This is a genomic window from Ruegeria sp. G10 (assembly GCF_056533645.1).
Genome location: NZ_JBQFOQ010000005.1, coordinates 93,804 through 106,790, shown reverse-complemented (window position 1 = coordinate 106,790; position 12,987 = coordinate 93,804). Strand labels below are relative to the sequence as shown.

Annotated in this window: 13 protein-coding genes; 9 read left to right on the top strand and 4 right to left on the bottom strand. The window is 59.3% G+C overall.

The window, feature by feature from the left end; genetic code table 11:
* Positions 1-4: 4 nt before the first annotated feature.
* Positions 5-1,297 (bottom strand): O-acetylhomoserine aminocarboxypropyltransferase/cysteine synthase family protein, encoded by a 1,293-nt coding sequence (locus ACR0KM_RS10635; protein ID WP_480859647.1) that lies wholly within the window; start codon positions 1,295-1,297, stop codon positions 5-7.
* Positions 1,298-1,369: 72 nt separating this feature from the next.
* On the bottom strand, positions 1,370-2,365 hold the full coding sequence (locus ACR0KM_RS10630) for a hypothetical protein (RefSeq protein WP_480859829.1): 996 nt from the start codon (positions 2,363-2,365) through the stop codon (positions 1,370-1,372).
* Positions 2,366-2,516: 151 nt separating this feature from the next.
* On the opposite strand from ACR0KM_RS10630, the gene ACR0KM_RS10625 reads away from it, so the two are divergent.
* The 3 genes from ACR0KM_RS10625 to preA all read left to right on the top strand — a co-directional run bounded on the left by ACR0KM_RS10625 (position 2,517) and on the right by preA (position 6,018).
* On the top strand, positions 2,517-3,149 hold the full coding sequence (locus ACR0KM_RS10625) for a cupin domain-containing protein (protein WP_480859645.1): 633 nt from the start codon (positions 2,517-2,519) through the stop codon (positions 3,147-3,149).
* Positions 3,150-3,309: 160 nt separating this feature from the next.
* Positions 3,310-4,644, top strand: a complete 1,335-nt coding sequence (locus ACR0KM_RS10620; RefSeq protein WP_480859643.1) for an NAD(P)-dependent oxidoreductase — start codon at positions 3,310-3,312, stop codon at positions 4,642-4,644.
* A gap of 69 nt (positions 4,645-4,713) precedes the next feature.
* Positions 4,714-6,018, top strand: coding sequence for an NAD-dependent dihydropyrimidine dehydrogenase subunit PreA (gene preA, locus ACR0KM_RS10615; protein ID WP_480821702.1), 1,305 nt, complete (start codon positions 4,714-4,716; stop codon positions 6,016-6,018).
* Between the two features lie 51 nt (positions 6,019-6,069).
* On the opposite strand, the gene ACR0KM_RS10610 is transcribed toward preA, so the two are convergent.
* Together ACR0KM_RS10610 and ACR0KM_RS10605 are read right to left on the bottom strand one after the other, a co-directional pair.
* Positions 6,070-6,312, bottom strand: coding sequence for an N-(5'-phosphoribosyl)anthranilate isomerase (locus ACR0KM_RS10610; RefSeq protein WP_480865487.1), 243 nt, complete (start codon positions 6,310-6,312; stop codon positions 6,070-6,072).
* A gap of 16 nt (positions 6,313-6,328) precedes the next feature.
* Positions 6,329-6,937: a TetR family transcriptional regulator C-terminal domain-containing protein gene (locus ACR0KM_RS10605; protein ID WP_480822409.1), complete on the bottom strand. Its 609-nt coding sequence runs from the start codon at positions 6,935-6,937 to the stop codon at positions 6,329-6,331.
* A 171-nt stretch (positions 6,938-7,108) separates the two neighbouring features.
* Here ACR0KM_RS10605 and ACR0KM_RS10600 point away from each other — a divergent pair, with 171 nt between their 5' ends.
* The 6 genes from ACR0KM_RS10600 (at position 7,109) to ACR0KM_RS10575 (ending at position 12,962) form a co-directional block, all read left to right on the top strand.
* Positions 7,109-8,359 carry a Zn-dependent hydrolase gene (locus ACR0KM_RS10600; protein ID WP_480859827.1) on the top strand — a complete coding sequence of 417 codons (1,251 nt, stop codon included), beginning with the start codon at positions 7,109-7,111 and terminating at the stop codon, positions 8,357-8,359.
* A gap of 91 nt (positions 8,360-8,450) precedes the next feature.
* Positions 8,451-9,905, top strand: a complete 1,455-nt coding sequence (gene hydA, locus ACR0KM_RS10595) for a dihydropyrimidinase (protein ID WP_480859641.1) — start codon at positions 8,451-8,453, stop codon at positions 9,903-9,905.
* A gap of 55 nt (positions 9,906-9,960) precedes the next feature.
* Entirely contained in the window at positions 9,961-10,758 is a 798-nt protein-coding gene (locus ACR0KM_RS10590) for an ABC transporter ATP-binding protein (protein WP_480859639.1), read from the top strand.
* Positions 10,748-11,191 carry an N-acetyltransferase family protein gene (locus tag ACR0KM_RS10585; protein WP_480821712.1) on the top strand — a complete coding sequence of 148 codons (444 nt, stop codon included), beginning with the start codon at positions 10,748-10,750 and terminating at the stop codon, positions 11,189-11,191. The genes ACR0KM_RS10590 and ACR0KM_RS10585 overlap by 11 nt, the downstream gene beginning before the upstream one ends.
* Positions 11,188-12,120 (top strand): ABC transporter permease, encoded by a 933-nt coding sequence (locus tag ACR0KM_RS10580; RefSeq protein ID WP_480859638.1) that lies wholly within the window; start codon positions 11,188-11,190, stop codon positions 12,118-12,120. The genes ACR0KM_RS10585 and ACR0KM_RS10580 overlap by 4 nt, the downstream gene beginning before the upstream one ends.
* Positions 12,117-12,962 carry an ABC transporter permease gene (locus tag ACR0KM_RS10575; protein ID WP_480859636.1) on the top strand — a complete coding sequence of 282 codons (846 nt, stop codon included), beginning with the start codon at positions 12,117-12,119 and terminating at the stop codon, positions 12,960-12,962. Before ACR0KM_RS10580 ends, ACR0KM_RS10575 begins: the two co-directional genes overlap by 4 nt.
* The last annotated feature ends 25 nt before the right edge of the window (positions 12,963-12,987 follow it).

Sequence of the window (12,987 nt, the reverse complement as noted above, 5' to 3'; positions counted from 1 at the left end):
CGGATCAGGCGCTGGCCTTGGCGAGGGCCTGATCGAGATCCGCGATCAGATCGTCCGCATCTTCGATCCCGATGGACACGCGCACCACGCCGGGGCCAGCACCCGCCGCTTCCTGCTGCTCGGGCGTCAACTGCCGGTGCGTGGTCGAGGCCGAGTGGATGATCAGCGAACGCGCATCGCCGAGGTTGGCAACGTGGCTGAAGATCTCCAAAGCGTTGACCAGCTTGACGCAGGCGTCATAGCCACCCTTGACCGCAAAGGTGAACAGCGCACCAGCCCCGCGCGGGTAATGCGCCTTGACCCGGTCGTGATAGGGCGACGAGGGCAGACCCGCGTAGGTCACGTAGTCGACGCGGTCATCCGTTTCGAGCCATGCCGCGATCTTTTGGGCGTTCTCTACGTGACGCTCCATCCGCAGGGACAGGGTTTCGATCCCCATCAGCGTATAATGCGCGGCCTGCGGGTTCATCGTCATACCCAAATCGCGCAGACCGATGGCGATGCCGTGGAAGGTGAAAGCCAGCGGGCCGAACGTCTCGTGGAATTTCAAGCCGTGATAGGCCGGTTCCGGTTCACTGAGCGAGGGGAATTTGTCATTCGCGGACCAGTCGAACTTGCCCGAATCCACGATGCATCCGCCGGTGACGGTGCCATTGCCGGTCAAGTACTTGGTGGTTGAATGCACCACCAGCGTCGCGCCATGTTCGATCGGGCGGCAAAGGTAGGGCGTGGCCGAGGTATTATCGACGATCAGCGGAATGCCCGCCTCATCGGCTACGTCGGCAAGGGCACGAATATCAGTGACATAGCCGCCGGGGTTGGCGATGGCTTCGCAGAACACCGCGCGGGTGTTTTCGTCGATGGCCGCCTTTACAGCGTCCAGATCATCGGTGTCGACAAACTTGGCCGACCACCCAAAGCGCTTGATCGTCTGGCTGAACTGCGTGACCGTGCCGCCATACAGACGGGTCGAGGCCACCACGTTGCAACCCGGTCCCATCAGCGGGAACAGCGCCATGATCTGCGCCGCGTGGCCCGAGGAACAGCAGACCGCGCCAACGCCGCCCTCAAGCGTCGCCACACGTTCCTGCAGAACGGCAACCGTCGGGTTGGTCAGGCGGGAATAGATGAAACCCACTTCCTGCAGGTTGAACAACGCGGCGGCGTGTTCGGCGTCGCGGAACACATAAGCTGTGGTCTGGTAGATCGGCGTCTGGCGCGCGCCCGTCGCAGGGTCGGGGCGGGCCCCGGCGTGAATTTGCAGCGTGTCGAAACCGTAGGTGGGGCCGTCAGACATCTTGGAAATCTCCTGTTGGAATATGTGTTGATGAATCTCTAGGACATTGATCCGCCACGTACAACGCCCGCGTCACCGCAACCAAAGCCCCTCGGATTTGATCGTCTTGCGAATGACCTGTTCGCGCGCGGGCAGGTTGTCCCGGTCAAACAGCGCCCGGATCTTTTTACCTTTGCGCTGGATCACCAGTTTCTTCAGCGGGTCATAGCCTTTGAGCACTTTCTTGATCTTGTTCGGCGCGACCACGGTTTCCAGTACCTCGACCACATGGTCGCTTTCCCGGGCATAGAGCAGCGGGAACAGGCGGTAATGGCAGCTGACTGCGCCATCCAGCAGCCCCTCGGGCAGGGCATCGCGTCCGCCGCCGAATGAGTGGATGACCAGCGGCAGGGCGACCTGATCCAGCCAGGGGGCGAGGCTCTGTCCTGTCAGCTCGGGGATGTCTTCGTCCCGGATGGTGCGGGCATAGTCCAGAAACCGTTCGCCGAACTGACGGGGGCATTTGTAGAAGAAATACCCCGCGTTGAAATACAGATAACGCCGCCAATGGCCCGCAGGTTGGCTGAGGTCGAGGGAACTTTCGAAATCCAGCCCGAACCGGTCGTAGAGCGCGCGCCAGATGCCATCATGGCCGGGACCATAGAGCGTAGGTTTCGGCCATGTCCCGTCAACGCGAAGCGATGCGCCGGGCCGGTCAAAATCAAATGGGACATCCGTCAGCTCTCCGGTGATCAGCGTATCGCTGTCGAAGAAGATAAACGGCTCGCCTTCGGGCATCGCCAACAGGGCTTCGATTTTGTTGCCATGGGGATAGCTTGCGCCAAAGGTGTGTGATTCAAAGGGCAGGATTTCGGCCCCGAGATGCTGCAGCGCCTGCAAGACCTCGGCGTCCTGAATGGCCGGATTCTGCGGCCAAAGCGGGCCGGGCTGTGGGACGCCCACGAACAGCCGACCCTGAAAGCCGGGGGCGCTGTGACGCAGGGAGGCGGCGAACAAAAGCGCTTCGTATTGCAGCCGGTTGTTTTGCCCGATGATAAGGATGTTGAATGTAGCCGGGCTTGCCTGCATCTTGTCGCGCTTTCTGATCGGGCCGGAATTCGGCATCTGCCTCAACCGGAAGTACAACAAGCTGTGAGGGGCGTCAAAACCTCAAACACCACTGGTTTGAAAACCGGTTTCCCGGTCCCATGTTATAGGGCAGCAACGCAGGAGGATGTCGATGCGCGTCAATGCAGATTTCAGTCAGCGGGTTGCCGTTCATTTCAACGATACCGATTGGGTCGCCTCTCCCGCAGCGGGGGTCGAGCGCAAAATGCTGGATCGGATCGGGGCCGAGGTGGCGCGCGCCACGACCATCGTGCGGTTTGCCCCCGGCAGCGCCTTTTCCGCCCATACCCATGATGGCGGCGAAGAGTATCTGGTGCTGGACGGCGTCTTTCAGGACGAGACTGGTGATTTCCCAGTGGGGAGCTATGTACGCAATCCGCCGACCTCGTCACACACGCCCTCGGCCAGCGAAGGCGCGACGATTCTGGTCAAGCTGCATCAATTCGATCCCGATGACCGCACCGAGGTGCGCCGATCGGTCAACGGTGTGGGGAATATCGATTTGTTCAAAGACGCCCATGAGGATGTTCAGGTGCAAAGCTGGGCCGCAGGCGAGCGCGTTGAGCTGGACGCCAGCAAGGGGCTTGAGGTGTTTGTGATCGAAGGCAGCTTTGCCGAAACGGGCGAGGAGTTCGCAACTTGGGACTGGCTACGCCTGCCGCCGGGAACCCGCTCGGTCGCCGTAGCGGGCGAAGGCGGGGCGCGGGTTTGGATCAAATCCGGCCATCTCGCCGGGATGGTCTGACGCGGCTCGTGCTGCGAAACTAAGCAATTCGCATTGAAATCCGGGCCATGGTGCCCGGATTTTTCATTTTTTGACCAGTTGGCAAATTTTACCAATTGATAAAAAATCAGATTGTGGCAAGCTGGAGCGCATAACAAACATATCTACAGGGAGTAGAGTGATGGCACAGGGCCAGATGGCACCCGGGATCGTCCCAGGGCGGCTTTCCAGCGATGAGCTGACCTCGAATTTCACCGATCTGCATCCGCCACTGGCCCCGCATGAGGCTGCGGTGGCTGCGGATCGTTGCTATTTCTGCTATGACGCCCCGTGCGTGACGGCCTGTCCGACGGATATCGATATCCCGCTGTTCATCCGTCAAATACAGGCGGGCCAGCCCAAGGCGGCGGGGCAGACCATTCTGGAACAGAATATCCTTGGTGGCATGTGTGCGCGGGTTTGTCCGACCGAGACATTGTGCGAAGAGGCCTGCGTGCGCGAGGCCGCCGAAGGTAAACCGGTCGAGATCGGACGGCTGCAGCGTTTCGCGACCGACGATGTGATGGCCTCGGGCGCGCATCCGTTTGAACGTGCTGCCGCGACGGGCAAGACGGTTGCGGTTGTTGGGGCCGGGCCTGCCGGTTTGGCCTGTGCGCATCGCCTGGCGATGCTGGGGCATGATGTGGTGATCCACGAAAGCAAGCCCAAGGCGGGCGGGCTGAACGAATACGGAATTGCGGCCTATAAATCGACCAATGATTTTGCGCAGGCCGAGGTGGACTGGCTGTTGAAGATCGGTGGGATTGCCATCGAGACCGGCTCGGTTCTGGGTGAGGCAATCTCGCTGGACGGTCTGCTGCAGAACTATGACGCGGTGTTTCTGTCGATCGGCTTGGCGGGTGTGAACGCGCTGCGCGCCGACGGCGTTGATAAGGATGGCGTCCGGGCTGCGGTCGATTTCATCTCGGATGTGCGTCAGGCCAGCGATCTGGCGGATCTTCCGGTGGGCCGGAACGTCGTCGTGATCGGCGGCGGGATGACGGCGGTGGACGCGGCGGTGAAGTCAAGGCTGCTTGGCGCCGAGCATGTGACCATCGCCTATCGCCGGGGCCGCGACGCGATGGGGGCCAGCCGGTATGAACAGGATCTGGCGGCGTCGCACGGCGTGCGCATCCTGTGCAACGTGCAGCCCTTGGCCATTCATGGCAATGGGGCAGTGGCAGAGATCGAGCTGGAGTATACTGCCAGTGAGGACGGTCGTCTGACCGGTACGGGCGAGACCGTTCGGGTGCCGGCGGATCAGGTTTTGAAGGCCATTGGTCAGACGCTGGATGGTGCGCCCGAAGGACTGACGCTGGACGGCAACAAAATCGCTGTGACCGGGGCCGGACGCACGTCAATGGACGGTGTCTGGGCTGGCGGAGATTGCGCCGCCGGGGGTGAAGATCTGACCGTCACTGCAGTGGCCGAGGGGCGTGATGCGGCGATGGACATCCATGCCAGCCTGAGCGCGTAATGGTCGGGCGGCGCAATGAGTATTTATGAAAAGATGAAGATGCACATCTGCATCAGGGAGGCCGGATAAATGGCTGATTTGACGACAAACTTTCTGGGAATCTCAAGCCCGAATCCGTACTGGCTGGCGTCTGCGCCGCCGACGGATAAGGAATACAACGTGCGCCGCGCTTTTGAGGCCGGATGGGGCGGTGTTGTGTGGAAGACGCTGGGGGCCGAGGGGCCTCCGGTCGTGAACGTGAACGGGCCGCGTTATGGGGCGATCTATGGGGCCGACCGGCGGTTACTGGGCCTCAACAACATCGAGTTGATTACCGACCGTCCGCTTGAGGTGAACCTTGAAGAGATGGCGCGGGTCAAGGCGGATTACCCGGATCGGGCGCTGATTGCGTCCCTCATGGTGCCGTGTGAGGAAGAGGCTTGGAAAGCCATCCTCCCGCGCGTGGCCGAGACCGGCGCGGATGGGATCGAGCTGAATTTCGGCTGTCCGCATGGGATGAGCGAGCGGGGCATGGGGTCTGCCGTTGGGCAGGTCCCGGAATATATCGAAATGGTCACCCGGTGGTGCAAGCAGTATTATGACCGCCCGGTGATCGTAAAGCTGACGCCGAATATCACCGATATCCGCAAACCGGCGGCGGCCGCGCGAAACGGTGGCGCGGATGCGGTGTCGTTGATCAACACGATCAACTCGATCACCAGCGTCAATCTGGACACGTTCAGCCCCGAGCCCTCGATTGATGGCAAGGGAAGTCACGGCGGTTATTGTGGTCCGGCGGTGAAGCCGATTGCGCTGTCGATGGTGTCCGAGATTGCGCGGGCCGAGGCGACACATGGTCTGCCGATCTCTGGCATCGGAGGGGTAACGACATGGCGAGATGCGGCTGAGTTTATCTCGTTGGGCTGCGGCACCGTTCAGGTCTGTACCGCCGCTATGACCTATGGGTTCAAGATTATCGATGAACTGACCGCTGGCCTGTCAGAATGGATGGATGAGAAGGGCTATACCAGCATCGATGAGGTGATCGGGCGTGCGGTGCCCAACGTGACGGACTGGCAGTATCTGAACCTGAACTACATCGCCAAGGCGAAGATCGATCAGGATCAGTGCATCAAATGCGGCCGCTGCTATGCCGCCTGTGAAGACACCAGTCATCAGGCGATTTCGATGTCGGCGGATCGGGTGTTCGAGGTGATCGACGAGGAATGCGTGGCCTGTAATCTCTGCGTAGATGTGTGCCCGGTCGAAGGCTGTATCTCGATGGTGCCGATGGCTGCCGGAGAGGTTGATCCGCGTACTGGAAAGGTCGTTGAACCCGAATACGCGAATTGGACAACGCATCCGAACAATCCGATGGCTAAGGCGGCTGAGTAGAGGGAGATTTTTCTTCGAAAAATCTTGGGTGAGAAAATTCGACGAATTTTCTCAGAACAGGATGTCGATGGGGCCGTTGTGGCAGATGACGATGTATTGGTTGGCGGTGCGGATCAGGTGGTATCCGCGCCGTTTGACTTCGCTCTGAAAGGCCGTGTGGCCCACTTCGCGCTCGACCCACGCTACCGAGCGGCGCACGACTGCGCCTGAACGTGCAGCGCGGGATGCAAAAAGTTGGGTGATCCAAGGATCGGGGTTTGGCCTGCGGGTTATCATGCCGGGAGCTTTGCCCAACAGGGTTAATCCTCCCTTAAGGGGTCAGCAGTTTTCTGTAGAGGGTTTCGACAAAGGATCCGGCACCGTCGAAGGGGTCTTCCTCTCCCAGAATGGCGCGGACCTGGACGTCGAAATCGGCGTAGTGCTGGGTCAGCGCCCAGATCGAGAAGATCAGGTGATAGGGATGAACACGCGCAATTTTTCCCTGATCCATCCAGTCGGTCAGGATCGCGGTTTTTGCATCGACCAGTTTCTTCAGATCCGTTGACAGCGACTCGTGAATGCGCGGCGCGCCCTGAACCAGTTCATTGGCAAACAGGCGGCTTTCGCGGGGCAGATCGCGGCTCATCTCAAGCTTGCGGCGGATATAGGACAGGATCTCTTCGAGCGGGTCGCCAGTCTCATCAAGCGTGTGCAACGGGGCCAGCCAGACCTCGAGCAGGCCGGACAGAAGGGCGGTGTGAATCGCCTCTTTCGAGGGGAAGTAATACAGCAGGTTGGGTTTGCTGAGGCCCGCCTCGGCCGCGATCTGGTCGACGGTTGCGCCGCGAAACCCATGGGCTGAGAACACGTTCAGGGCGGCATCCAGAATAGCTGCGCGGTTTTTCTGCTGGATCCGGGTTGGGGCGCGGTCTTTGGGCATGTTCACCTGATGTCTCTTTTTCGGCCAGTCGGGTGCTGAATATGTCGAAAATTCCGGCAGGGCACTGCAATTTCTTGACTGATATCGAACCCGTGATAGCGTGAGTTTGACCAGATGGTCAAATCAAGACATCAAAAGCGAGCCAAATCGCAAGCGACAGGGAAGACAATGATGGCAGCTCCGGCGCAGAACCTCAGGATTAATGGCGACAGGTTGTGGGACAGCCTTATGGAGATGGCCAAAATTGGCCCGGGTGTTGCGGGCGGCAACAATCGTCAAACACTGACGGATGAAGATGCCGAGGGGCGTGCGCTTTTTCAGCGATGGTGCGAGGACGCTGGCTGCACCATGGGTCTGGATCAGATGGGGAATATGTTTGCCCATCGCGAGGGGACGGACCCCGAGGCCCTGCCGGTTTATGTGGGCTCGCATCTGGATACCCAGCCTACGGGCGGTAAATATGACGGCGTGCTGGGTGTGCTTGGCGGGTTGGAGATTATTCGCACGCTCAATGATCTGGGCATCAAGACCAAGCATCCTATCGTGGCTACGAATTGGACCAACGAAGAGGGGACGCGATATGCCCCGGCGATGTTGTCATCAGGTGTGTTCGCCGGAATGCACACTCAGGACTGGGCTTACGCGCGAGAGGATGCCGAAGGCAAGACGTTCGGAGATGAACTGAACCGTATTGGCTGGCGTGGTGATGAACAGGTCGGTGCGCGCAAGATGTACGCTTTCTTTGAGTTGCACATCGAACAGGGGCCAATTCTTGAGGCTGAAGGTAAAGATATTGGGGTCGTCACCCATGGTCAGGGGTTGAGCTGGACCCAAATCACCGTGACCGGCAAGGATGCGCATACCGGCTCCACTCCGATGCCGATGCGCAAGAATGCCGGACTGGCGATGGCGCGTATTCTTGAGAAAGTGGATGAGATTGCGTGGTCTCATGCGCCTCATGCGGTTGGGGCCGCGGGGCATATCGATGTCTATCCGAATTCGCGCAATGTGATCCCGGGGAAGGTTGTGTTTACGGTCGATTTCCGCTCGCCCGAGTTGGAGGTGATCACTGATATGGAGAACCGGTTGCGGGTTGCGGCGGAGGATATTGTCAATGAGATGGGTTTGCAGATCGAGTTCGAGAAGGTCGGCGGCTTTGATCCGGTGAAATTCGATGAGGGCTGCGTGGCCGCCGTGCGCGATGCGGCCGAGAGGTTGGGGTATTCGCATACGGATATCATCTCGGGCGCAGGGCATGATGCCTGCTGGATCAACCGGGTCGCGCCGACGGCGATGGTCATGTGCCCTTGCGTGGATGGATTGAGCCACAATGAAGCTGAAGAGATCAGCAAGGAGTGGGCTGCAGCCGGTGCGGATGTTCTGTTTCACGCGGTCGTTGAGACGGCTGAGATCGTGGAATAGGGGGCTCTGCCCCCGTCGCCCAAGGGCGACTCCCCCGGGATATTTTTGGCCAGATGAAGCAAGCGGCGCAGACCGCATCAGGGAGTTTAAGATGAGCACTGTGATCAAGAACGGAACCGTTGTGACCGCTGATCTGACCTATAAGGCGGATGTGAAGGTTGAGGGTGGGGTGATTACCGAGATTGGCCCAGACCTGCGGGGTGACAAGGAACTGGATGCGACCGGCTGTTATGTGATGCCGGGGGGGATTGATCCGCATACGCATTTAGAGATGCCGTTTATGGGGACCTATTCCAGCGACGATTTTGAAAGCGGGACGCGCGCGGCTTTGGCGGGTGGAACCACGATGGTTGTGGATTTTGCGCTGCCCAATCCGGGTGAGAGTCTGCTGGATGCGTTGAAGCGTTGGGACAACAAATCGACACGGGCGAATTGTGACTATTCCTTCCATATGGCCGTAACCTGGTGGGGCGAGCAGGTGTTTGATGACATCAAAACCGTCATCGAGACGCGCGGTATCAACACGTTCAAACATTTTATGGCCTATAAAGGCGCTCTGATGGTGAATGACGATGAGCTGTTTGCATCGTTCAAACGTCTGGCGGAGTTGGGCGGTACCGCGATGGTGCATGCCGAGAATGGCGATGTAGTGGCTGAGTTGAGCGCCAAGCTGTTGGCCGAGGGCAATACGGGCCCCGAGGCGCATGCCTATTCGCGCCCGCCGCAGGTTGAAGGTGAGGCGACCAACCGCGCGATTATGATTGCCGACATGGCGGGTGTGCCGCTCTATGTGGTGCACACCTCTTGCGAAGAGGCGCATGAGGCTATTCGGCGGGCCAAGATGCAGGGCAAGCGGGTTTGGGGAGAACCTCTGATCCAGCACCTGACCTTGGATGAGAGTGAGTATTTCCACCACGATTGGGAACATGCGGCGCGGCGGGTCATGAGCCCTCCGTTCCGGAATAAGCAGCATCAGGACAGTCTTTGGAATGGTCTGCAATCGGGGACGCTGAGTGTGGTCGCCACGGACCATTGTGCCTTTACGACCGAGCAGAAACGCTATGGTGTGGGCGATTTTACCAAGATCCCGAACGGCACCGGAGGGTTGGAGGATCGGATGCCGATGCTGTGGACCTATGGGGTGAATACCGGGCGGTTGACTCCGAACGAGTTCGTGGCCGTCACTTCGACGAATATCGCCAAGATATTGAATTGTTATCCGAAAAAGGGGGCGGTTCTGGTCGGTGCTGATGCGGATCTGGTGGTTTGGGACCCGGACAAGGCCAAGGTGATCAGCGCGGATACTCAGCAGTCGTCGATTGATTACAACGTGTTTGAGGGCAAAGAGGTGCGCGGTTTGCCCCGGTTCACTCTGACCCGAGGCGCGGTGGCGGTGCATGATGGCGAGATCAGAACTCAGGAAGGGCATGGGACGTTTGTGGCACGTGAGGCGAATACACATGTGAACAAGGCGCTGAGTACCTGGAAGGAGCTGACGGCTCCGAGACCGGTAGAGCGGACGGGGATACCGGCGACGGGGGTTTAAGGTCTTTGATCCAACCGTTTGGTGATCCGGGTTCGGGTTTCTTCAAGGCAATGGAATGAATACAGAAAATACTACTCAGCCGGTCGTTGAGGCAAGCCAGCTCGATCTTACGTTTCAGACGAATGACGGGCCCGTCCACGCGCTGAAAGACGTAAATCTGACAATCGACAAGGGTGATTTCGTCAGTTTCATTGGCCCTTCGGGCTGCGGCAAGACCACCTTCTTGCGCTGTATCGCGGCGCTTGAGCATCCGACCGGCGGGTCCTTGACCGTCAACGGCATGACCCCGGATGAGGCGCGTCGGAACAGGGCGTATGGGTATGTGTTTCAGGCCGCGGGCCTTTACCCGTGGCGGACGATTGCGAAGAACATCAAACTGCCGCTTGAGATCATGGGGTATTCTGCTGCGGAACAGGACGAGCGGGTGAAGAGTGTTCTGGAACTTGTTGATCTGAAGGGATTTGGTGGCAAGTTTCCGTGGCAGCTTTCGGGTGGGATGCAGCAGCGGGCCAGTATCGCGCGGGCGCTTGCGTTCGATGCGGACATCCTGTTGATGGACGAACCCTTTGGTGCGCTGGATGAGATTGTGCGCGACCACCTAAATGAACAGCTTCTGGATCTATGGGCGCGCACGGAAAAGACCATTGGGTTCGTAACGCACTCGATCCCCGAAGCGGTATATCTAAGCACCAAGATCGTGGTGATGAGCCCACGGCCCGGGCGGATTACGGATGTGATCGACAGCCCTCTGCCGAAAGAGCGGCCCTTGGACATTCGGGATACGCCTGAGTTCATCGAGGTCGCGCATCGGGTGCGGGATGGGTTGCGGGCAGGGCACTCCTATGACGACTGATGAGGCCTCATACCAGATCAGGCGTGCGGCGCGCCATGAGGTGCCAGCCTGTGCCAAAGTCGTGCACGATTGGCTGTGCCAGACGGAATGGATGCCTGATGAACTGTCCGTCGGACAGTTGACGGCCCTGATCGAAGAAGCCTTCGATGCACGCGATATCTGGGTCGTCGGAGATTCGGTAGAGGGTTACATGTCGGTGGATCCAAAAGAGCATAAGATTGGAGCGCTGTACTGCCGCCGAACCGGGCAGGGGCTTGGCAAGCGCTTTGTTGACAAGGCCAAGGAGGGGCGTGATTTCCTGTGGCTGACTACGCATATCCCGAACCGGGGTGCGCAAAGGTTCTATCAACGCGAGGGGTTTGAGATCATCGCAGAGGAACCTCCGGTGCCGCCCGATACCGTCGCTGTTTACCGGATGGAGTGGCGCGCATGAAGCAGTTCCTCTCGGTTATGGCGGTTTTGTGTGCGATTGCTGTGCTTTGGTATCTGGCCGTTGCGCCGATGAATATCCGCGTCTCGCTGGATCAGGCACAGCGGGCGGGGGAAACCGTGACACCCGAAGCCTCGCGAGATCGTCAGCAGATCTCGGTCTGGGTTCTGATGGCGCAGAACCCCTCGCAGATCGCGCTGGGGTATGCGTTGGATCGCCCACGTTTGCCGACGCCGGTTCAGGTGGGGCAGGAGCTGTGGAAAACCACCGGAGAGATGGCGATGAAAGGTCGCGCGATGTCGAAGCGGTCGTTGATCTATCATAGCTGGATCACCTTGCAATCGACGCTGTGGGGCTTTGTGCTTGGCACGACTGTCGGCATTCTGGCTGCCGTTGCGATCGTGTATTCCCGCGTGGTTGATATGAGCCTGATGCCATGGGCGATCATCAGCCAGACGGTTCCGATTGTGGCCTTGGCCCCGATGATAATCGTGCTGAGTTCCCAACTGGGGATACAGGGACGCGGCGTTCCCAAGGCGATCATTTCGGCCTATTTGTGCTATTTCCCGGTTCTGGTCGGCATGGTCAAAGGGTTGCGATCCCCCGCTGTGTCGCAGCTCGACTTGCTCAGGACTTACAACGCAACCGGATTGCAGGCGTTCCTGAAACTACGCCTGCCGTCTTCGGTGCCGTATCTGTTCACCTCGCTCAAAGTTGGAATCGCGGCGGCTTTGGTCGGGACCATTGTGGGTGAGCTTCCAACCGGAGCGATTTCGGGCCTCGGCGCGCGCATCCTGATCGGTGATCAGTTTGGTACGCCTCTGGCGATTTGGGCGGCCCTTTTCGCGGCGGCCATCCTGGCGGGTCTGTTGGTGACCTTGCTGGATATTCTGCAGAGGATCACCCTGAAGCGCATGGGGATGAGCGCATGAGCTGGCTGATTTTTGCGCTGATCTTCTGGGCGGGTGCTTGGGCGCTGAATGCTTGGCTGGCGCGTTCGATCTACCGTGACTCGAAAGGCGTGCGCGTCTTTGTGCCTGTGCTGTTTGGCGTCACGCTGCTGATCCTGTGGGAAGGGGTGGTCCGTGGGCTGAATGTCTCTCCGGTCATTCTGCCACCGCCTTCGATGGTGGCGCAAACCTTTGCAAGCTCGACCGATATTCTGTGGCAGGACTTTAAGCAGACTGTGTTCAAGGGGGCCTTTACCGGCTTTGCCATCGGCAGTGTCGCCGCCTTTCTGACTGCAATCCTGATAGACCGCTCTGTCTTTCTGACCCGTGGGCTGCTGCCCATCGGCAACTTCGTGGCCGCATTGCCGATCGTCGGCATTGCCCCCATTCTGGTCAGTTGGTTCGGGTTTGACTGGCAATCCAAGGCCGCGGTGGTCGTGGTCATGGTGTTCTTTCCCATTCTGGTGAACACTGTTCAGGGCCTGCGTGAGGCGGACGCGATGCAGCGCGACCTGATGCGAACCTATGCGGCCAGCTATGTGCAAACGCTGCTGAAGCTACGCTTGCCTGCGGCGATGCCGTTCATTTTCAACGGGCTCAAGATCGCGACGACGCTGGCGTTAATTGGTGCTATCGTGGCCGAGTATTTCGGCTCACCGACCCGCGGTATGGGGTTTCGTATCTCGACCGGTGTGGGCAGTTTGTCGATCGACCTTGTCTGGGCCGAGATCGTCGTGGCCGCGCTGGCCGGGACGGCATTTTATGGGCTCGTGGCTCTGCTCGAAAAAACGGTGACCTTCTGGCACCCATCGCAGCGAGGATAAGAATTCAACAGACCCCGCCAACGGG

What these genes read in the sequence shown, in the direction of transcription:
- ACR0KM_RS10635 (WP_480859647.1), bottom strand. Translation starts at nt 1,297, where the DNA reads ATGTCTGACGGCCCCACCTACGGTTTCGACACGCTGCAAATTCACGCC.
- ACR0KM_RS10630 (WP_480859829.1), bottom strand. Translation starts at nt 2,365, where the DNA reads ATGCAGGCAAGCCCGGCTACATTCAACATCCTTATCATCGGGCAAAAC.
- ACR0KM_RS10625 (WP_480859645.1), top strand. Translation starts at nt 2,517, where the DNA reads ATGCGCGTCAATGCAGATTTCAGTCAGCGGGTTGCCGTTCATTTCAAC.
- ACR0KM_RS10620 (WP_480859643.1), top strand. Translation starts at nt 3,310, where the DNA reads ATGGCACAGGGCCAGATGGCACCCGGGATCGTCCCAGGGCGGCTTTCC.
- preA (WP_480821702.1), top strand. Translation starts at nt 4,714, where the DNA reads ATGGCTGATTTGACGACAAACTTTCTGGGAATCTCAAGCCCGAATCCG.
- ACR0KM_RS10605 (WP_480822409.1), bottom strand. Translation starts at nt 6,937, where the DNA reads ATGCCCAAAGACCGCGCCCCAACCCGGATCCAGCAGAAAAACCGCGCA.
- ACR0KM_RS10600 (WP_480859827.1), top strand. Translation starts at nt 7,109, where the DNA reads ATGGCAGCTCCGGCGCAGAACCTCAGGATTAATGGCGACAGGTTGTGG.
- hydA (WP_480859641.1), top strand. Translation starts at nt 8,451, where the DNA reads ATGAGCACTGTGATCAAGAACGGAACCGTTGTGACCGCTGATCTGACC.
- ACR0KM_RS10590 (WP_480859639.1), top strand. Translation starts at nt 9,961, where the DNA reads ATGAATACAGAAAATACTACTCAGCCGGTCGTTGAGGCAAGCCAGCTC.
- ACR0KM_RS10585 (WP_480821712.1), top strand. Translation starts at nt 10,748, where the DNA reads ATGACGACTGATGAGGCCTCATACCAGATCAGGCGTGCGGCGCGCCAT.
- ACR0KM_RS10580 (WP_480859638.1), top strand. Translation starts at nt 11,188, where the DNA reads ATGAAGCAGTTCCTCTCGGTTATGGCGGTTTTGTGTGCGATTGCTGTG.
- ACR0KM_RS10575 (WP_480859636.1), top strand. Translation starts at nt 12,117, where the DNA reads ATGAGCTGGCTGATTTTTGCGCTGATCTTCTGGGCGGGTGCTTGGGCG.